The organism is Shewanella phaeophyticola, assembly GCF_025398315.1.
GTDB lineage: Bacteria > Pseudomonadota > Gammaproteobacteria > Enterobacterales > Shewanellaceae > Shewanella > Shewanella phaeophyticola.
Map to the genome: position 1 here is coordinate 2,386,755 of NZ_JAODOQ010000001.1, position 21,119 is coordinate 2,407,873.

Below are 21,119 nucleotides of genomic sequence, written 5' to 3' on the forward strand. Positions count from 1 at the left end.
ATAGTGGCGCTAATCTTACTGAAAAAAATGTGATTGGCAATCTAGGCTGAGCATTTTTGAGATGAAGATATGTTCATTTCAACCTAAATTACGTTTTACTGAACATTATTGAACCGATAGTTGAGCAATGTCTTGGGCTATTTGCGCCAATTGCTCTGGCGGGTATTCAATACTGTCACTGTCTAGTTGCGCCGATAAACGCTGGATCATCCACTGGGTATTGTCATCTTGTAATATTGACTGCTCGGCCTGAACAATTAATTCACGATGAAAGCGTTTACGTAATTCTAACGGTGTTTCACGGTTTGCAACAACACCAATTTGGATTTGTACCTCTATTGGCTGCTGCAAATATTCTGTTAGTGCGACTTGTAATTGATCAATCGCTGTCGGCGCTGACAAATGCTTTTGATCAGGCTTTAGCACTAACACGATTGGATTGGAGTGTGCTTGAAAAATCGAGTTAACCCCGAGTTGACGAACGCGTCCACCGACTGATACATGGGTCATCACTTTATACCAATGTAAATCAAGCTCATTTCCTTCAATGCTGTGAGGCGTAAAAGGCACCAATTCTGCCGTTTGTTCCCTTGCTGGCGTTTGCGCTGTATTGCTTAATGGCTCTGCATCAATATGCTGATTGACTGCAACAGATGCATTAACATTAACATCAACTTTGGCGCTCTGAGGCTCGGAGTCAAGCTTTGCTGCAATGTCGGCAAAGGCGGTAACATTCTCACCTGGCGCAGGTTTTACCCAGGGTGCTCTATCTTGTATTACTGCAGGCTGTGATTGTGTATTATCCGACTCGCCCGACTCAACGGTGGCCGATATTTCCGACGTTGAATTATTTGACTCAGTCTTTATTGACGCCAGGGTTTCCGTCTCAGTAGGCGATTGTTGTGGCGTAACTTGAGGGGCTGCATGAAGGGAAACGTGAGGCTCAGAGGCTTTGGCTTTAGAGCCAAATGAGGTCTTAGAGACTGTAGCCTCTTTGCTGTCGCTTTGCTCTTTTTGTTGCAATGCATCGACATCAGCAAGCAGCGAATCACGGCTGGCTAAAACCATATCTAAAAAGTCTAGGGTATCGTCTTCAGAGTCATTTTCTGCTGCTGTTTGCTCTGCATTAGGCTCATCTTCAGCGCTAGTGGATGGTGTCGTTTGCTGCTCTGGAGTAATTGCAACAAATTTGCCCGGATCATTTTGCGCCGAATACGCTAAATAATCATCATGATAAGAGGGTTGATAATCTGCGTCTTGGTCGAAATCGTTAAATGAATAGCCATCAAATGGGTCTGCGTTTGAGGCCGGCTCAATAATAGCATCAGTATTCAGTTGAACACTGACTTCAATAGGTTTTGGCTCAGGCGCAGTATGAACAACTGGCTTTTCAAGAGTTTTATTGTCCTCTTGGGCTTCGCTCGTGAGCGGTTCTGGCTTTAACGTATCAACCTCTAAAGCATCTGTCTTAGACACCTGTTGCGCGTCATTCAACGCGGGGGCGAGCTCAACTTGCGACTGATAGCCCAAACTTTCGGCCTGACTCACCAATAAGCTTTGTTCAGCACTTAAGGCAGGGTCGGTTGATTCAAGTTCATCATCTTCTGCACTAATAGACTCAGGCGGTTGAATCATTGTCTCTTGAGCATGGTTATCTATATGTTTATCAACTATCGGGCTTGGTGATCCAATGACCTTGGCACTCGTGTCATCGGATTGAGTATCCACCAATACAGATTGGCTAAGTGCTGTGGTGTTATCAGGCTTTGGGCCTGTATCTGCGACCTCTTGCGTTGTTGATAAATCAATCGCGGCAGGAGATGTGGTAACCCAACGTTTAACTTGTTTTTCTGGTGTAAATGCAACAGCCCGTAATAAGGCCATTTCAAGACCCGACTTAGGATCAGGCGCAAAGGCCAAATCTTTACGGCCATTGAGTAACATTTGATAATACAACTGCACTTGTTCAGGTGCTAATTGCTGAGCAAAAGCTAAAATTTGCTCGGCAAAGAGAGACTGTTGAGCGGCCGCGGGGGCAAATTGAGTCAAAGTAATTTGGTGCAGTAACTCTAACAAACTACGCAGAACTTCTTCAGCGTCTGCGCCAAACGCTAGCACTTTGGCGACCATTTGCATTAATGCGCCAACATCGGCATCACACAAGGCTTTTAATAACGCAATAACATGCTGTTCATCAATACTGCCCAACATGGTTTGCACTTGCTCAAGCATCACCTGGCCGCTGCCAAACGCTATGGCCTGGTCGGTTAAACTCAATGCATCACGCATACTGCCATTGGCGGCTTTAGCTAACAAGGTTAAGGCTTGTTGTTCAAAGGGCAATTGTTCTTGAGTAATGACAAACTCAAGTTGTTGGCTGATTTCTTGTTGCGATAAACTTTTCAGATTAAATTGTAAACAACGCGACAATACCGTGACCGGTAATTTATGTGGATCTGTGGTGGCCAGTAAAAACTTTACGTGCTCTGGTGGTTCTTCTAAGGTTTTTAATAAGGCATTAAAACTACTGCGCGATAGCATGTGCACTTCATCAATGAGGTACACTTTAAACCGGCCACGAGATGGGCGATATTGCACGTTGTCGAGCAATTCGCGGGTATCATCCACTTTGGTACGCGACGCCGCGTCAACCTCAATTAAATCGACAAAACGGCCTTGGGCAATTTCAATACAGCTTGAACATTCACCACATGGATTAGCGGTAACGCCGGTTTCACAATTAAGTCCTTTGGCAAACAGGCGCGCCAAACTGGTTTTACCAACCCCGCGGGTTCCGGTAAATAAATAAGCATGATGAAGACGTTGCTGACTTAATGCATTAGTGAGTGCCATGAGTACATGGGACTGACCAACCATTTGTTCAAATTTAGCTGGACGCCATTTGCGGGCGAGCACTTGATAAGACATGAAAATCCCCACAGAGAGCCATCGGGAGTCAATCCCATTAAAGGGGATAACAATAACATGCCAAGGGCTGGCATGCTATTGTTGAGCGTGATTTTGATACGCTTTAAAGCAGTTAACTGTCTAATTAATTAGCAGTTATTTTAATCTTGCTATTCGCCATCAAACTCACACAAGCTTAATACTTCAATCCCTAAATCTTGCAGACGCTTTTCGCCGCCAATTTCAGGTAATGAAATAACAAAGGCAGCATGCCCTACTTCACCGCCAAGCTCTCGGATCAGTTTTACTGTGGCTTCGATGGTGCCGCCTGTCGCTAATAAATCATCGATAACTAAGACTTTGTCGTTGGCATTAATCGCATCTGTATGAATTTCTAAGGTATCTTTACCGTATTCTAATTCATAAGTTTGACTAATGGTGGCGCGCGGTAATTTACCTGGCTTACGAACAGGAACAAAACCAACACCAAGTTCTAACGCTAAAGGAGCCCCAAACAAGAAGCCACGCGCTTCTGTGCCAACTACTTTAGTGAAACCTTTTGATTGATAGTGAGCAACTAAAATGGCAATAGTGGCTTTATACGCTTCAGCGCTTTCTAACAAACTTGTGACATCACGGAACATAATGCCTGGTTTTGGATAATCAGGAATGGTTTTAATACTGTTCTTGATAAGCGCTAAACTGTGTTGGTTCATCATAATAAGTTAACTCTGTTTATAAGTGATTACGCAATAAAAAAGTCCACGTTATGGGTGGACTCTGGTAAAAATTCTGCTTTGATCTTATGCCCGTTTGATTTCAGTTGCAACTGTCATACATTAACAGCTTATTTATTATTCTAACTCTGGGATCTGCCACAAAAAAAATAATAAAACGAGCATCATGCAAAGCAGCATAATTTTAACCCACACCAGCGGCACAATAATGATGCTAATACAAAAGCTAACAGCACTCATTATCATGGCTTTTTTCTTCAACGGTCGGCTCAAAGCGCGTTTAGATTGCCATTGATGAATACCCTCAGCAAACCAGGGGTGAGTCACTAACCAATTGTGCAAGCGGTCATTTGAGCGAGCAAAGCAAAAAGCAGATAGTAAAATAAATGGCACTGTCGGTAATAACGGCAATGCTATACCGATTAAGCCTAATACCAAGCTGCATAAGCCAATAATAAGAAAAAAACCACGTTTTAACGCCATTGGTGTCCTCGCCGAAAACAAAAAACCACTCTATCAGAGTGGTTTAATAAGGCAATATCATGACAGATTAACCTGAACAGAACGTTAAATGAGACCTGTTACTTTTAACCAAGAAAGTGTCGCCGGCAATGTTGGAATCAATAAAACCAAAATAAAACCAATGAAATAAAAGATGTTAAACGGGTCTTTAAACGGCTGACTCATGATAATTCCTAAATTTAAGGTGGTATTGTGACTGTAATCGCTCGGTAAATTGTATTGCGTTAACCACATCATTTAACAGGAAGACACAAGCTTTTTACGTGAGATATGTCACAAAAAGTGGCTCATTTTAGACACATATTGATAAAATAAAAACCTTAAATTTTATAAGCCTATTATACAGCCGTCGCCGCAACAATAATGCCTTTTTGCGCTAACTGTTGTAATAGTGGTACGCAACCGGATAACAATGATTCCGCTGACATTTGTGGATAATGATCGGCCAGCCACTCAATAATGATGTCTAGGTTAACGTGTTGAACTTGCGAAGTTTGTTCTATATAAGCTAACACTTGTGCACTTAATGGCGTTAATTGTAAAAAAGCCACTTCGTCATGAATATCACGATATACGCAAAAAAAGTTGGCCTGTTCTGTTGGCTCTATTGGTTGATAGTCAACACTAATATGCTGAACATCAAATGCATATTGAGCGACCTTAGCACTCGGTGACAAACGTAAATCATGCTGTTGAACATCGTCACTATTGAGCCGTTGTGATGGAGCAATATCTGGCGCAACTGCAGCGCACAATTCTAACCATTCATAATGCGCAAGCTGCAACATAAACACCGGGTCATCTTCTGTTAAATGGTATTCGTGTTGTAAAAATGCCAAAAACTCTCCGGCTATCTCGACAAATATTGGGGTTTTGCAGTCATGTGTGGCAAAAAATTGCTGTACGAGTGCCTGCCATTTTTCATCATGATACAAGCTTTTTAATACAGGAAAAGCACTGGCAACAAACCCTGAGATATTATTAAAAAATAAATCTCGGTATACCTTCATCCGCCTTGGTTCAATCCCCTCCGGCATCGGTAAACTGGGGTCACGAATGTAATCCATAAACTGCTGCTGTACTTCAATAAATCCCATGATGTGTCCTTAATTACTGATTAAGTGTCAATGAAGCTCAACGCTACTTAGTCCCGCAAAGTGCAGCCTGTTGATATTGATGAATTTGATTGATTTCGTTTAATAACACTTCAGTTTTAGGAATATTAAAATCTCGCTCTAACAAAGTTGGATGCACACCATGCAGTTGATAACATTGTTGCAATAGTGCCCAAACAGGATCAATCACATCAGCACCATGGGTATCAACCATTAAGTCAGCCGCTTCTTCGTAATGGCCTGCAATATGTAAATAGGCAATACGGTCGCTTGGCATCGCTGCTAAAAATGCACTGGCATCATATTGATGATTAATCGCATTAACGTAAATATTGTTCACATCGAGTAGCAGTTTACAGTCGGCTTCTTGCAGCACAGCATTAACAAAGGCTTGTTCGCTCATTTGCGCACCTGGGGCAGCATAAAAAGACACGTTCTCAAGAATAAACGGACGCTCGAGGACATCTTCAACTTGGTTAATCCGCTGAGCGGTATGGATTACGGCTTCATCTGTAAAAGGAATGGGCATCAAGTCGTACATATGCCCAGTACCCGAACAATAACTTAAATGTTCTGAGTACACTTCTATATTATGGCTGTCTAAAAATTGCTTAATTTGCTTGATAAATTGGGTATCTAGCGCTTCAGGGCTACCAATTGATAACGACAATCCATGGCAAAAAAATCGATGCTGTTCAGTTAACTGCCTAAACTGACGTGCAAACTTGCCACCTAGTGTCATCCAATTTTCTGGTGCTACCTCAAAAAAGTTAATCGCCGGCGGCACATGCTGGCAAAACTCATCAAGCATTTCACGGCGCAGACCTAAACCAACACTGGCTTGCTTAAGTGGGGGGTGTTGCACATTTGACATAATGCGTCCTTAAACCTTAACACTGAGATAAAATTAAGGCCTGAAACTCAGGCCTTAATTGTGTCAGATAAGCATAAGCATTTTCAAATGCTCATGATCAACTTATAGTGGATTACTTCTGACCACCACATTTACCTTCACCGCACTTACCTTCTTTGGCTTTTTCAGCTGACTTTTTCATGTCGCCACCGCATTTGCCTTCGCCACATTTACCTTCCATTGCTTTTTCAGCAGATTTTTTCATGTCGCCGCCGCACTTGCCTTCACCACATTTGCCTTCCATTGCTTTTTCAGCAGACTTTTTCATGTCGCCGCCGCACTTGCCTTCTCCACATTTACCTTCTACTGCTTTCTCAGCAGACTTTTTCATGTCACCGCCACACTTGCCTTCACCGCACTTACCTTCACCACCATCTAATTGATAGCCAGCAGTTAGTTGTTCGAATCCAAATGGGTTAGCTTGTACTTCAGCAGAAAAGCCAGCAGTCATCACAACAGCACCTAACGCAACAGCTACAGTAGTTTGTTTGATAGAGTTCATAATTATTGTCTTCCTCGTGTTTTGATTATGTATTGGTGACCAACATCATTGCCGGCTTGGTTAAAAAGACCCGCAGTATGTAAAATTAATTTCAAAATAAATGAAAAAATGTGAAAAAAATCACCCTTATTATAAGTAATCCTTGCTAGGGGTGCGTAAAATTAACACAAAAAACACTACAAATACATAAGTAACACACTATTAACAAACCTGATTACCACAATTAATTTACCTATTAATCAATAGCATAACCACAATTAAACACCAAACCCTTGTTAATCATGTTAACGATGCTGCTATCGCGAATTAAACACGGTAAAATAGCGCACTTTTTATTTAGTAAGGTGTACTGTGCGCGTAATTTTAGCTCCGATGGAAGGTGTGGTTGATGACCATATGCGTGATATTTTATCTGCCATTAACCCGTTTGACTTAGTGGTTACAGAGTTTGTGCGGGTGGTTAATCAGTTATTACCCGAAAAAGTCTTCTATAAATTATGTCCAGAGTTGCTTAATAACGGACAGACCCCAACTGGCACGCCTGTAAGGGTGCAATTACTCGGACAAGAACCTGAGTGGATGGCGCAAAATGCAATAAGAGCCATTGAGCTTGGCTCTAATGGTGTTGACGCTAACTTTGGCTGCCCCGCTAAAACCGTTAACAAGAGTAAAGGCGGTGCGGTATTACTGCAGTACCCCGACAATATTTACAATATAGTTAAAGCGATGCGTGATGCTGTACCAAATGAGCAACCGGTAACCGCCAAAATCCGCTTAGGCTACGAAGATAAATCCCTGTTTATGGAAAATGCCTTAGCGGTATATGAGGCAGGCGCTACAGAATTGGCCATTCATGCCCGCAGTAAAACTGACGGCTATAAACCGCCTGCATATTGGGAATATATCACCGAGGTACGTAAACGTTTGCCCATTCCGGTTATTGCGAATGGCGAAATTTGGAATACCGCTGACGCACAACGGTGCATGGATGTGACGGGCTGCGACAGTGTGATGATTGGCCGCGGGGCGATTTCATTACCCAATTTAGGTGACACTATCAAAACGGGTGCCGCGCCCTACACTTGGCTCGAGACGCTCACATTATTAATGAATTACACTGAAAAAGAGCTCAATGGCCGTAAGTCTGATTATTACCCTTCACGGATAAAACAATGGTTTAGTTACTTAAATCGTCAATACCCTGAGGCGGATGCTTTATTTCGTGAATTAAGAGTATTTAAAACCACTGAAGACATCGTCAAGGTACTGCTGCACGCACATAAAAACATACGTTAATCGCCTTTTCAATCAGGCTGCTAGGCATATTAGGCCTGAATTGAAAAATCTTCCATAGAATTGATCTTAGTCATAACCTGCAGATTTTTTGTGCTTAGAATAGAATTTCTAGTGACATTATCAGTAAAGGTTACCTTCGTTGCACAACCACCAGGACATACAGCAAAAATTACAGCAGCTTGAGCTCAAGCTTCGTCGTGAACTATTGCTTATTATCAAAGATGTTTCTCCTGACTCTGCAGAGCTTGTACAAACAGCAACTATTGGAGATATTATTGATTTTATAACGAAAGTTAAGCTCGCGAATACGGAATTGTTTACTCAGCTAATGAAACTCGATGCTGCCCTATGCCAATTAGACTTAGGCCTGTACGGGTTATGTTCGGATTGTGAAATGGAAATCGAAATTAGCCGATTAATTAACGATCCAACTGAGCAGCGCTGTGCGAGTTGTCAGCGTAAATACATGAGTGAACACCGACTTGAGCTACGTTTAAGTCACTAATATCTGATATTCGTGCCAAATAAAAGCCTGCTACACAAAGCAGGCTTTTGTCTTTCAGTGCCCGATGGGCACTACTGAGTTATTAATTAAAACTTAACGCTGACACCACCGTAATATTGGCGACCCACAGTGTCATAGACTTCTGGTACCGTACCACCATCACTGCCGTTAGACACACTTGATGGCTCTTCGTCAGTAATGTTTTTCACACCTGCACTTAAGGTAATCATTTCAGATACATGGTAAGTACCGGCAATGTTGTGATAAAGCACTGCATCAACATCGTCGCCCGTACTTAGGTCTTCCATTTCACCGATATAACGATTCGAATACATGACGTTCCAATCATCCTGACCGGCTTGGACATTGAAGTTGTTACGCACTTCAGCATAAGCACCAAAGTTACCGTCAATCATATTGGTGTAATCAATGCCTTCTTGCTCAAAGTTCAGCAAGTAGGTGGTATCGTTGTTGATTTTCCAATCTAACGTTAATGCACTGAAGCTGTATGCTAAGTTAAAGTCAATACCACTGGTGTCTTGGCTACCAACGTTAGTTAGCGAGCTAGTCAGATTGCTTAAATCACCATTGGAACCAATATTAAAGGTTTCGCAAGATGAAGATGAGGCATCTGCATAACAAGCATCAAGACCCGCTTGAACATCTAAACGAGTAATTGCATTAGTGACTTTGAAACGCCAGTAATCAACTGTTAACGATAAACCTTCAACGTAACCTGGTGAGTAAACTAAACCCGCTGTATAAGAGTCTGATTCTTCAGCTTGTAGATCTTCATCTGAAGTATAACGAACCAAGATTTGTGAATCTTCTTCATTACCCCATGGATCTTCCAAATAATCGTATGAACCCGAGTCTCCGCCATATAGCTCGCTGATACTAGGCGCACGGAAACCGGTTGCAGCAACACCACGAAGCATTAAATCATCGGTAGCTTCATAGGTTAAGCCAACTTTCCACGTTGATGCTTTACCAAATGTTGAGTAATCGTCATAACGGAGGGCAAATTCACCGGTTAGCTTATCAGTAAACGGAACGCTCACTTCTTGGAATACCGAAATGACATCGTAATTACCGTCTGTTGCGTCTTGCTGTGCTGCTGTGCTATCACCGGCAACCGTAACTGGATCAGGGTTGTAGTAACCACTTTCGTAACGGTATTCGGCACCTATCGCAAACGCAACGGTTCCCGCGCTCACGTCAAATAAATCGCCGTTTAGACCAGCAGAGAACACATGCTGTTCATTTCCGCCATCAGAATGATCGGTATAACTGATGTCATCAACAATCTCCGTTGTTAATCCATCACCACTGAACCACGCATCTTGATTGGCATAGATTGACTCCGACAGGTTGGTCGCATTAATTGAATTTTCAACACTGGACTCAGCTTCATTCTTACCGTAGGTGTAAGCGACATCCCAGTTCATACCATTATTAATATCAAGCTCACCAGCAAGACCAGCTGAAATACGGAATGTATCGGTATCTTGTGAATAAATACGTGCGCCAGCGTCGGTGATACGACGACGATATTCAACACGGCCAGTTTCATCAGCTGAAATACCGGCTTCTGTCATCTCATCGGTCAATGTGACACATGAGCTATCTGAATCACTATCGCACACGTCTAGCATGACTGATGCAGGTTGCGGTGCTAACTGTTGATCAGATTTACGTTTGGTGTAAAGTGCATCAGCGGTTAACACTATATCGTTGTCAAACTCTTGAACCATATTGGCAAACAAGCTGTAACGCTCATTTGGTGTTTGATAGTAACTGCTCGTGGTGTAATCATAACCGGTTGAGCGTTCTTCCCAACCACCGGCACCGTCTTGCACCATGCCATCGAGTGAACCCGTTGGAAGATAAGAGCTATAACCCGGCTCAGTCCAATCACGATCAGATTGTATTACACCTTCACGCTTTGAATACGCCGCACCAAATGTGTAGTTACCGCTATCGGTATTAAATCCATATAAACCACTTATTTCAGCAGTTTCACCATCGCTTTCGCTAGTGGTACTGCCGTTAAGGTCTAATTGGAATCCTTCGAAATCTTTTTTGGTAATGATGTTAACCACACCTGCAATGGCATCTGAACCATAAACAGCAGAAGCACCATCTTTTAAAATCTCAACGCGTGCAATCATTGCCACGGGTATAGAGTTCAAATCCACAGAGCTGTCAGCTCCAGATCCTGAGTTCACCATACGACGGCCGTTTAATAGCACTAACGTACGTTGAGAACCCATACCACGTAAGTCAACCTGAGCAACACCATCTGAACCATTGTTTGAGCTAGAACCTAAAGCGGCACCGGCCATTGAAGTTTGAGCCTGAAGCAACTCATCAACAGAGGTAAAACCTTCTGCACGGATTGCTTCGGCAGAAATAACGGTTACAGGTGATGCCGTTTCCATATCTTGTCGCTGAATACGTGAACCAGTCACTTCGATACGTTCAACTTTCTCATCATCTGCCGCGATAACAGCAGAAGAAAATAAACCTGTTGTTGCGACACTTGTTGCTGCTACAGCGAATAAACTGCGACGTATTGCCTTGGCAGTTAATGTTACTGAACTCATGAAAACTCCCTATTCTTGGAATTAAATAAAACAAGTTGTTATATTTTTAATTATTAATAATCGGCTTAACCAATTACCAAAAACATTATTAATGAATAAAAAACCTTTCGTCAACAACGATAACACGTGAACAAAATGATAATAAAAATGAAAGAGATAATTAATTTGACTATATTTTTAATGATAAAAATCAGAAAGATAACAACAAATGACCGCTATTGTTGTTTTTGTGTTATGTTTATTAATTAAAAAAAATACAAATAAAAAACCATATAAACACAAACTCAAGATCTGCAAAAAACAAAATGTTTACACTTACAACAATACGAGCGCAATTGATCACAAAACATATCTATGGTGGCTTATGTAAATTTAATTAAATTATTATTAATTTGAACTAAAAAACAGCAATCTTGTCTGCATGCACCATTGATTATTTATTCAAAAATAAACTTAACCGTATTCTATACGCTGATTTTTATTCAAATTATGTTAATAAATAGCTCAAAAACTTATTAGCATACTCCGAGATACCTAAAAACAGTGTAATAATGCATCAATTTACCCCCTAACATTGACAAGACACTCACCAACCTGATCATTTACGATCCAAAAAAGCACTTCAAATACAACAAGCTGGTGACATTTTATTGTTAGAAAAATTATTGATTTACTGATTAACTTAAGGTGAGTAAAGTGACTAATTAGATACCCACTAAACTGGAGATTGATGTTTAGTGTTTAGTGTTTAGTGTAAGGTATATAGTATCGAATGAGAGCGCTGCTATTGAAATCTGTTTGCAAGATTGATTGGACTGAGCAACGGTTGCTATATGCTCATTGTTGCTGTTTGATACAAAAAAGGAGCCATTAGGCTCCTTTTAGTATCTAAACTATTTTAGAATTTTTGGTTAACACGTAAATAGACAGTACGACCTAATACATCATATAAGTCAGTATTTACGTCACGGTAACCAGAGAAGTCGTACCAAGTTGGTGCTTCTTCATCAAAGAGGTTATTTACACCGACTGTGATAGTACCGTTCCAGTCATGGGTATAACCGAATTGGATGTTGTGTTTAAAGTAATCCGGTGTATCAGTAATATAGTCGTAACCTAGGTCACGCCAGTAATCACCTGACTGGCTACCAATATACACAGTTGTCCAAGCAACGTTAAAGTCGCTGTAGTACCAAGATGCAGCTAAGTTACCACGCCATTGCGGATAATCTTGCATGCCTGCGTAATCAATTGCAACAGAATCTGAATCAGTTTGCTCTACAAATTCCAATACATGTGTCATATCGACTTTGAAGTTGAAGTCACCGAAATCAGTTTCTAAATTATACGATGTGGCAAAATCTAAACCGCTGGTTTCAACAGAAGACATATTAATGTAGCCACTTTCTATGTATTCAATTTTACCATCAGATCCACGAGTCACCGAGTCTGAACTGCCATTAAGTGCTTCGTCACGAATAACATCTGTTGCACTTATAGCTTCAATCTTGTTGTCGTAAGTAATGTCGTAGTAAGAAAGCTCAACACTCCAAGCATCAGTGACATTCCAAACGGCACCTAATGTTAGCGAGTTACCTTCCTCAGCGTCTAGATCTGGGTTACCACCAAACCATGTTTTATGCTGGTTACCTGTAGCACAGTAGTTAGCATCTGAATCGTTGTTTGCTTCACACCATACTGAGTCATATGCAGTTTCAAAGCTTAACGATTGAGATGAGAACATCTCGCCCATATTAGGCGCACGGAACGAATCACCATAACTTGCACGTACTAATAAGTTGTCAACAGGACGCCAGCTCACACCAATTTTAGGCACAACAGCATCAAATGTTGAAGAATTAGTCACAACACCTGTAGCGCCAGTTAGCGAACCTTCTTGTTCATAACGCTCGTAACGAAGGGCTAACGAAACATCGATATTTGCAGGTAAACCCATTTGGATTTCGGTGTATGCCGCTGTACGGTCACGCTCAGCATCGACATCATCACCACCTGAACCACCAGAGATAATACCTGATGCTGATTCTGGGTCTGAAGTTTGCTTAAAGTTGATCATTTCGTACTCAGCACCGACTAGCATAGCCAGTGTGAAATCGTCATTATCAATCAGTGTAGTAGAAGCTAAACCATCAATCTGAGTACTATCGAATTTACCTTGATAAACACCGGTATGAGCTGCGGCGCTATAAAGTTCAGTCATCGATTCATCCCACTCATCGTAGCTCATACCACTGGTGTTGAAGATATCGTAATTGCCAGTATCAATTTCACTTTGAATAATGTCGTCATTAATCAAGTTGTAGTTAAATGAGTTAGTTGTTGAACCTGAATATTGCGCATTGACTTCCCAATCGATACCGTTACCGATATCAGTGAATCCAACTAAACCACCCAATATATCGTAATTATTGGTTTCAGTTAACGTATCACGCTCACCGAGTTGAACAGAACGCATGTAAATCGTCATGTCTTCGCCAGTTGGGTTATATTCATTATCAGCAGACATAACTGGGTAGTTAGTAGAAACAGGTGTACCAGCATAGCGTGTATTAGTTTCACTTAATGATGCAGAACCACGACCACGGAATTGAATGTCGTCAGTAACGTCATAACTAAAGTTAGTCATAAACGAGTTACGCGTCATATCACCGAAAAGTTTGGTCACTTCACCATAGCTATAGTAACAACGGCCATTGTTATCGCCATCAGTTCCGTTTACGACGTTTTCAGTTTCATCACACATTTCAGAGTTTGAGTAGAAACCATAAACATCATCACCATCTTCATCTACTTCACCAGTATTGTAATAACCATTTGGTACTGAACTGAATGAGCTATAATCACCATAAGAATCGTCATCCATATCCCAAATATCACTATCCATTACAGCTTCAGTATCATAGTATTCGTATGTAAAAGTGATGTTACCTTTATCAGTGTTGAAACCTGTTGCAATAGAGAAACGAGTCGCGTCACCACCTTCAACATCAGGTACTTCAGTGCTGTAATCTAATTGCACACCTTCAAATTCTTTTTTAGTAATGATGTTAATTACGCCTGCAACTGCATCTGAACCATACACAGCAGATGCACCATCACGTAAAATTTCAATTCGTTCTACAATAGCAATCGGAATTTGCGAAGTATCAGCAGTTGAACCAGAGCTGGAACTTGTACCCGGCATACGACGACCATCGAGTAAAACCAACGTTGCCTGAGAACCGAGACCACGCATGTTAATTGAGCTCGTTGCACTTGCGCCTGAACCATAGCCAGACGTACCGCGCCATGAACCGAAGGCGTTAATAGATGAGTTGTTAAGTACATCAGCAACTGTTTTTTCACCTGTAAGTGCAATATCTGCGGCACTTAATACAGTAACAGGCGAAGACGTTTCCATATCCACTTGCTTAATACGTGAACCTGTAACCTCGATACGCTCTACTTTTTCAACTTCTTCGGCAAATACTAAGCCTGAAAAAGCAACCGACGCTGCTGTTGCAGCTAGAATACTACGGCGAACCGCCTTAGCTGTTAACGTTAATGAACTCATGAATAATCTCCCTTTAACCTATATAAAGCACATATAAGTAACTTATAAGTAATTTATAAGTAATTTATAAGTGATAATAAGTAATTATAATTTTTATGTCGTATATAGATAATTGGTACAACCAAATATCTGGCTACATTATTAATGAACAAAAAACATTTAGTCAACAAAGGTAACATGTAAATAAATTGATAATAAAATGATGACAAACATTAGAGCTAGCAATTAACCCAAGAAAGAATTAACAAATAAAATCAATAACTTAAAACAGAAGCGAGCAACGTTGTTATTTTTGTGTTATTTTATATTAATTAAAATAATACAAATAAAAAACAATAAAAAAACAAGCAGAAAATCTGGAGAGAACACAAACTAAACACTAAAAAAACACCTGTAACAATAAAGGCACAATTAATCACAAAATGCATCTATGCCTGTTTTTGTAAATTAAATTAAATTATTATATTTTTGAACTAAAAAGCAGCAATTTTGTCTATGTGAGCCACTGATTATTTATTCACAAATAAACTTAAACCTTTTCTATACGTTTATTTTTATTCAGATTATGTTAATAAATACTGAAAACCGTTTACTTAAGCAGTCAAAAACACCCCAAAAACTGCCTGCTAATGCATCAATTAAACCCGTAATATTCAACTAATCGTTCATTTATTACTCAAAAACTGACGTACCAAACACAACAAACAGATAACATTTTGTGAGTAAATAAAATCTTGTTAAGACTCAACGATGCAATTAACCAAAACACTGATGAAATAACCTACTCAGTTAACCCTGTCAGTGACTTAGTCAGTGCGAACCATAGATATCTATTGAGTGAAAAAACAACTCCACTGTAATAAAGCGTCGAAATACCGGTATTATACCAATCAGGATAAATAAGTGATCAGAGATTGCGTAGGGAAAATCGCTTACAATAAGGCAGAAATTGCATCTAGCTAGCTGTTCTAACTTCAAAATTTCTAACGACGTTATAAGTGATGTTACCCAGTCAGAATAATCACATTATTGTGCGGATTGGTATTAGTGTTGAGTGGCAAGTGTTGAATACTTGGCGCTAGATACGTGATACTTGATGCTGGTATTGAATGTTGAATAATAAGTGTTTGGTATTAGTATTAGATGTGAGTGCGGTTTATAGGATGTTGATGGCAGAATAGGCGGAGATTAAATACTCATTGTTGTTAAATATAAAAAAGGAGCCATGAGGCCTCTTTTATCATCTTACAAGCGAAGATTAACGAGTGCGTGGGCACACTTCTTCAGCGCTGAAGAAGTAAGCAATTTCACGCGCTGCTGATTCAACTGCATCAGAACCGTGAACTGCGTTTTCGTCGATGCTTGCAGCGTAGTCAGCACGTAAAGTGCCACGAGCAGCTTCAGCTGGGTTTGTTGCACCCATGATTTCGCGGTTAGCTAGCACTGCATTTTCGCCTTCTAACACTTGAACCATTACTGGACCAGAAGTCATGAAAGACACTAAAGCACCAAAGAAAGGACGTGCACTGTGTTCAGCATAGAAGCCTTCAGCTTGTTCTTTCGAAAGGTGAACCATTTTAGACGCAATGATCGTAAGACCCGCTGATTCAAAACGGTTATAGATAGCACCGATGTGGTTTTTTGCAACTGCATCTGGCTTGATAATAGAAAATGTGCGTTCGATCGCCATAACTAGCTTCCTTAATGTGAGCAAGTTTAAAAAATTCGCGCGGATTATACGTAATTTAACTGAAAATGCCTAGCCTTATCAGCATCGACAATCACATTTCAGCATTTGTTTATGATATTTAGATTAACAAACGCCTATTTGTGCGCTTTGATTGCTCTGTTTATTGGCATTTTTTTCAATAAAACAAATGATAGCATCAGCAACATCTTTATCGGTTGCCGCTTCAATACCTTCAAGTCCTGGCGACGAGTTCACTTCCATCACGACTGTGCCCGTGATTAGATCGTAATAAATCAACCCCAGCGACATTTAACCCCATAGTGCGCGCTGCACGCAAGGCCACTGAACGTTCTTGAGGTGAAAGCTTTACCAAGGTGGCACTGCCACCTCGATGTAAGTTTGAGCGAAACTCACCAGCCTTGGCTTGACGCTTCATCGCGGCGATGACCTTATCGCCTAATACAAAACAGCGAATATCCGCCCCTTGAGCTTCGGCAATGTATTCTTGTACCATAATGTTAGCTTTAAGGCTCATAAAGGCTTCTAGTACGCTTTCTGCCGCTTTACGTGTTTCAGCAAGCACGACACCAATACCCTGTGTGCCTTCAAGTAATTTAACCACTAACGGCGCACCACCAACCATGTCAATTAAATCAGGAATGTCACTCGGTTTATTAGCAAAACCAGTAATCGGCAGACCAATGCCTCTGCGAGACAATAATTGCATCGAACGTAATTTATCACGCGAGCGCGCAATGCCAATTGAGCTATTGACCGCATATACGCCCATCATCTCTAATTGACGTAGCACAGCAGAACCATAAAACGTCACAGATGCACCAATACGTGGGATCACCGCATCAAAATGACCAAGATCTTTACCAGCCATATGAATGCTAGGCTTGGTCATATTGATGTTCATGTAACACTTTAATGGGTTAATCACTTTAACTTCATGTCCGCGGGCAACAGCAGCTTCGACTAAGCGACGAGTAGAGTATAATTGCGGAGCCTTGAGACAGTATTGCGATGCGCACAGAGTGCTCCAAAATAGGAATTTTCGCGCATCATACGCTGAGTTTATTTAAAATCAATGACTGGAATGACCAGAAGCAAAAAAAGAGTCAATCTTGATAATTGACTCTCATTTTATAGGCTTGAATTAGGCTTTCGTTATTATAAATTAGCCTTCGCTCACCATGTTAATGGTGTATTTAGGAATATCTATCACCATATCGCAATCAACCACTTTAGCTTGGCAAGACAAGCGGCTTTCAGGCTCTAAGCCCCATGCTTTATCTAGCATGTCATCTTCAAGCTCATCGCTTTCTTCTAGTTGGTCAAAGCCTTCACGTACAACCACATGACATGTAGTGCAAGCACATGACTTTTCACAAGCATGTTCGATGTGAATACCGTTACGCAGTGCAACATCTAAAATGGTTTCACCAATTTCAGCTTCAAGAACGGCGCCGTCAGGACAAAGCTCTTGATGGGGTAAAAATACTAACTGTGGCATTATTTCACCTATATGTTATCGACCGACTGCCCTTTTAGCGCCGATCTAATAGAATTATCCATGCGTCGTGACGCAAAATCTTGAGTTTGATCGTCTAACTTAGCAATGGCTTTCTCGATTGCATCAACATCATCTTGTTGTGCTGTTGCTGCAAGCTCTGCAATGGCAGAAGCTAATTGCTGACGCTCTTGCTCTTCGAGTAAACCGCCGTCTTTAGCCAGTGCAGCATTGAGCGACTCAATAACACGTGCGGCTTCGACTTTTTGCTCAGCAAGCATACGACGCGTAATATCATCTTTTGCATGCTTCATTGAATCTTTGAGCATGGTGGCAATTTCAGTGTCAGACAAACCAAATGAGGGTTTAACCTGAATGGTGGTTTTAACCTCGGTTGATTTTTCCATCGCGGTAACACTTAACAGACCATCGGCATCCACTTGAAACGTCACACGAATATGCGCAGCACCTGCGGCCAAAGGCGGTATACCATGAAGCGTAAAGCGTGCTAATGAACGGCAATCTTCAACCAGTTCACGCTCACCTTGTACCACATGGAATGCCATCGCGGTTTGACCGTCTTTAAATGTAGTAAACTCTTGTGCACGGGCAACCGGGATTGTGGTGTTACGGGTCACGACTTTTTCAACCAGTCCGCCCATGGTTTCTACACCCAGCGATAATGGAATGACATCTAACAATAACAAGTCTGATTCAGGTTTATTACCCACCAAAATATCAGCTTGAATTGCAGCGCCAATCGCCACTACGCAATCAGGGTCTATGGAGGTCAGAGGGGCTTTTTTAAAGAAGGCTTCTACTTGCTCGCGCACTAACGGTACACGAGTTGAACCACCTACCATGACGGTTTCAATAACGTCATCAACACTCACACCTGCATCACGTAAAGTACGGCGACAACTGCTAATGGTCTTTTTAACTAATGCGCCAATCAGTTCGTTGAATAACGATTTATCAACTGAAGTCGTTAATGTTTGATTATCAATGACAACACTAGCATCAGTGCTGTCGTTTTTTGTTAGGGCTTCTTTAACTCGACGAGCTTCGATGAGTAACTGACGCGCTAACTGATTATTAGGCTCGGTAATATTCCATGCTTGTTGTAAATGACTCACCAACAGATGGTCAAAATCATCACCGCCAAGCGCAGAATCACCACCGGTTGCAAGCACTTCAAAAACGCCACGATTTAAACGAAGTACAGAAATGTCAAATGTGCCACCACCTAAATCATAAATGGCAATCACACCTTCTTGCTTAGAATCTAATCCGTAAGCAATCGCAGCGGCTGTTGGCTCATTGAGTAAACGCAGTACCTTGACGCCGAGTAATTCAGCCGCATCTTTTGTGCCTTGACGTTGAGCATCATCAAAATAAGCCGGAACGGTAATCACAATACCTTGCAGCTCGCCGCCTAACGTTGTTTCAGCTCGGGCAATTAACGGCTTGAGAATTTCAGCCGACACTTGTACAGGGTTAACCTGCGCCATTGGTGTACTAAAGACGGGTAAACCGTTTTCACTTGCGTGTAATGCATAAGGTAGTTTATGAACACCTGATTGCACATCAGTCAAGCTTCGGCCCATAAAACGTTTAACCGATACAATGGTGTTTTGTGGGTCTAACGCTGATTTTGCCTGGGCTTCATAACCCACTTGTACAGCGTCTTCACCATAATGCACTACCGACGGTAATGAGTGGCGGCCATCGTCATCTTCTAAGGTCGATGCAAGTCCGCTTCTCACTGTAGCCACAAGTGAATTAGTGGTGCCAAGATCGATCCCCACAGCCAAACGATGTTGGTGCGGTGCGGCGCTTTGGCCAGGTTCTGCAATTTGCAACAATGCCATAGTGTTCCAACTTGTTGTGTTATTGACGAGCAGAGCTAGTCATAAAATTTAATGTATACCTTACTTAGTCAAGCAAACCATCTTCGATGCGGCTTAATTCATCTTGCAATTTTGCCATAAACTTAAGCTTACGTATTTGATCTGCTGCTAATAATGCGTCAGCTTGATCATTTGAAGCGAGTAATGTGGCTAATTGAATCGACAAAGATGATTCAAATTCGCTAAAAGAGTCGTATAACTCGTCAATTAAGTCTTGAGGTTGTTGGCTATGCTGGATGTCTTCTAATGCTTCACGCCATTCCATTTGCTGCATTAAAAATGCACCATCTTTAAGCGTGGTGGTTTCATGGCTTAATTCTATGCCACGTAAACTCAACATGTGCTCAGCACGACGTAAAGGATTTTTAAGCGTTTGGTAGCCATCGTTAATTTGCGCTGTACGTTGTACAGACAACATTTTTTGTTGTTCAGTATCGTTGGCAAATTTATCGGGATGAACCGCCCGTTGCAGCTCGCGGTAGCGCTCTGCAAGTAAGGCGGTGTCGATATCAAAGGCAGGTTCTAGATTAAACAGATCGAAATAATTCATTGGCAGATATCATGCTTACTGTTTTCGATAAAACGGCTCAGGTAATGTTTAAACGGTAAAGCTTTCACCGCAACCACATTCGCCTTTTGCATTCGGGTTATTAAACTGAAAACCTTCATTTAGGCCTTCTTTGACAAAGTCGAGTTCAATACCTTGCAAATAAATGAAGCTTTTAGCATCAATGATGATATTGACACCATCGATGTTATAGACTTCATCATCGTCATTGAGTTCGTCAACAAACTCAATGACGTATGCCATACCTGAACAACCTGATGTTCTCAATCCAAGGCGTAAACCTAAGCCTTTGCCGCGGTTAGCAAGAAACGATCTGACTCGGTCTGCTGCCGCTGGTGTCATTGAAATAGCCATCTACACTCCAGGTCTAAGTCTTACTTAGCTTGCTTACTTTTATACTCTTCAATTGCTGCTTTAATGGCATCTTCTGCCAAAATTGAACAATGAATTTTAACCGGAGGCAATGCAAGTTCTTCAGCGATATCAGCGTTTTTGATTGTTGCTGCTTCGTCGACACTTTTGCCTTTAACCCATTCAGTGACCAGTGAGCTTGATGCAATCGCACTACCACAACCGTAGGTTTTGAATTTTGCATCTTCAATAATGCCATTAGCACCAATTTTAAGTTGCAGTTTCATTACGTCACCACAAGCTGGCGCACCAACCATACCGGTGACGACTGATGGATCGTTCTTATCAAATGAACCTACGTTACGTGGGTTTTCATAATGATCGATTACTTTTTCGCTATAAGCCAT

At 41.3% G+C, this 21,119-nt stretch carries 16 protein-coding genes and 1 pseudogene; 2 read left to right on the forward strand and 15 right to left on the reverse strand.

What is annotated here, in order from left to right:
• Window positions 1-105 precede the first annotated feature (105 nt).
• The 6 genes from dnaX to N4T56_RS11160 form a co-directional block, all read right to left on the reverse strand.
• Entirely contained in the window at window positions 106-2,928 is a 2,823-nt protein-coding gene (gene dnaX / locus N4T56_RS11135) for a DNA polymerase III subunit gamma/tau (protein ID WP_261733272.1), read from the reverse strand.
• 149 nt (window positions 2,929-3,077) lie between these two features.
• On the reverse strand, window positions 3,078-3,629 hold the full coding sequence (gene apt, locus N4T56_RS11140) for an adenine phosphoribosyltransferase (protein WP_261734804.1): 552 nt from the start codon (window positions 3,627-3,629) through the stop codon (window positions 3,078-3,080).
• A gap of 132 nt (window positions 3,630-3,761) precedes the next feature.
• Entirely contained in the window at window positions 3,762-4,127 is a 366-nt protein-coding gene (locus N4T56_RS11145; protein WP_261733273.1) for a YbaN family protein, read from the reverse strand.
• 377 nt (window positions 4,128-4,504) lie between these two features.
• Complete coding sequence (locus tag N4T56_RS11150; protein WP_261733274.1) at window positions 4,505-5,263, reverse strand: HvfC family RiPP maturation protein; 759 nt, start codon at window positions 5,261-5,263, stop codon at window positions 4,505-4,507.
• A gap of 43 nt (window positions 5,264-5,306) precedes the next feature.
• Complete coding sequence (locus N4T56_RS11155; RefSeq protein ID WP_261733275.1) at window positions 5,307-6,155, reverse strand: HvfB family MNIO-type RiPP peptide maturase; 849 nt, start codon at window positions 6,153-6,155, stop codon at window positions 5,307-5,309.
• 112 nt (window positions 6,156-6,267) lie between these two features.
• The gene (locus N4T56_RS11160; protein ID WP_261733276.1) at window positions 6,268-6,696 is read right to left on the reverse strand and encodes an HvfA family oxazolone/thioamide-modified RiPP metallophore; all 429 of its coding nucleotides are present in this window, start codon (window positions 6,694-6,696) and stop codon (window positions 6,268-6,270) included.
• Between the two features lie 351 nt (window positions 6,697-7,047).
• On the opposite strand from N4T56_RS11160, the gene dusC reads away from it, so the two are divergent.
• Together dusC and N4T56_RS11170 are read left to right on the forward strand one after the other, a co-directional pair.
• Window positions 7,048-7,992, forward strand: coding sequence for a tRNA dihydrouridine(16) synthase DusC (gene dusC, locus N4T56_RS11165; protein WP_261733277.1), 945 nt, complete (start codon window positions 7,048-7,050; stop codon window positions 7,990-7,992).
• A 139-nt stretch (window positions 7,993-8,131) separates the two neighbouring features.
• Window positions 8,132-8,497: a TraR/DksA family transcriptional regulator gene (locus N4T56_RS11170; RefSeq protein ID WP_261733278.1), complete on the forward strand. Its 366-nt coding sequence runs from the start codon at window positions 8,132-8,134 to the stop codon at window positions 8,495-8,497.
• 86 nt (window positions 8,498-8,583) lie between these two features.
• Here N4T56_RS11170 and N4T56_RS11175 read toward each other — a convergent pair whose 3' ends face one another.
• From N4T56_RS11175 to iscU, 9 genes and pseudogenes are all read right to left on the reverse strand, one after another.
• Window positions 8,584-11,103 (reverse strand): TonB-dependent receptor, encoded by a 2,520-nt coding sequence (locus N4T56_RS11175; protein WP_261733279.1) that lies wholly within the window; start codon window positions 11,101-11,103, stop codon window positions 8,584-8,586.
• 898 nt (window positions 11,104-12,001) lie between these two features.
• Window positions 12,002-14,677 carry a TonB-dependent receptor gene (locus N4T56_RS11180; protein ID WP_261733280.1) on the reverse strand — a complete coding sequence of 892 codons (2,676 nt, stop codon included), beginning with the start codon at window positions 14,675-14,677 and terminating at the stop codon, window positions 12,002-12,004.
• A 1,258-nt stretch (window positions 14,678-15,935) separates the two neighbouring features.
• Window positions 15,936-16,367, reverse strand: coding sequence for a nucleoside-diphosphate kinase (ndk, locus tag N4T56_RS11185; RefSeq protein ID WP_188921770.1), 432 nt, complete (start codon window positions 16,365-16,367; stop codon window positions 15,936-15,938).
• 123 nt (window positions 16,368-16,490) lie between these two features.
• Window positions 16,491-17,404 (reverse strand): annotated as a pseudogene (rimK, locus tag N4T56_RS11190) (30S ribosomal protein S6--L-glutamate ligase).
• A gap of 146 nt (window positions 17,405-17,550) precedes the next feature.
• A complete protein-coding gene (gene fdx / locus N4T56_RS11195; RefSeq protein WP_188920057.1) occupies window positions 17,551-17,886 on the reverse strand; it encodes an ISC system 2Fe-2S type ferredoxin in 336 nt (111 codons plus the stop codon).
• A gap of 8 nt (window positions 17,887-17,894) precedes the next feature.
• Window positions 17,895-19,754, reverse strand: coding sequence for a Fe-S protein assembly chaperone HscA (gene hscA / locus N4T56_RS11200; protein ID WP_261733281.1), 1,860 nt, complete (start codon window positions 19,752-19,754; stop codon window positions 17,895-17,897).
• A 64-nt stretch (window positions 19,755-19,818) separates the two neighbouring features.
• Entirely contained in the window at window positions 19,819-20,343 is a 525-nt protein-coding gene (gene hscB / locus N4T56_RS11205; protein WP_188924503.1) for a co-chaperone HscB, read from the reverse strand.
• Between the two features lie 48 nt (window positions 20,344-20,391).
• Window positions 20,392-20,715 (reverse strand): iron-sulfur cluster assembly protein IscA, encoded by a 324-nt coding sequence (gene iscA / locus N4T56_RS11210; protein ID WP_188920066.1) that lies wholly within the window; start codon window positions 20,713-20,715, stop codon window positions 20,392-20,394.
• A 20-nt stretch (window positions 20,716-20,735) separates the two neighbouring features.
• Window positions 20,736-21,119 carry a Fe-S cluster assembly scaffold IscU gene (iscU, locus tag N4T56_RS11215; RefSeq protein WP_188920068.1) on the reverse strand — a complete coding sequence of 128 codons (384 nt, stop codon included), beginning with the start codon at window positions 21,117-21,119 and terminating at the stop codon, window positions 20,736-20,738.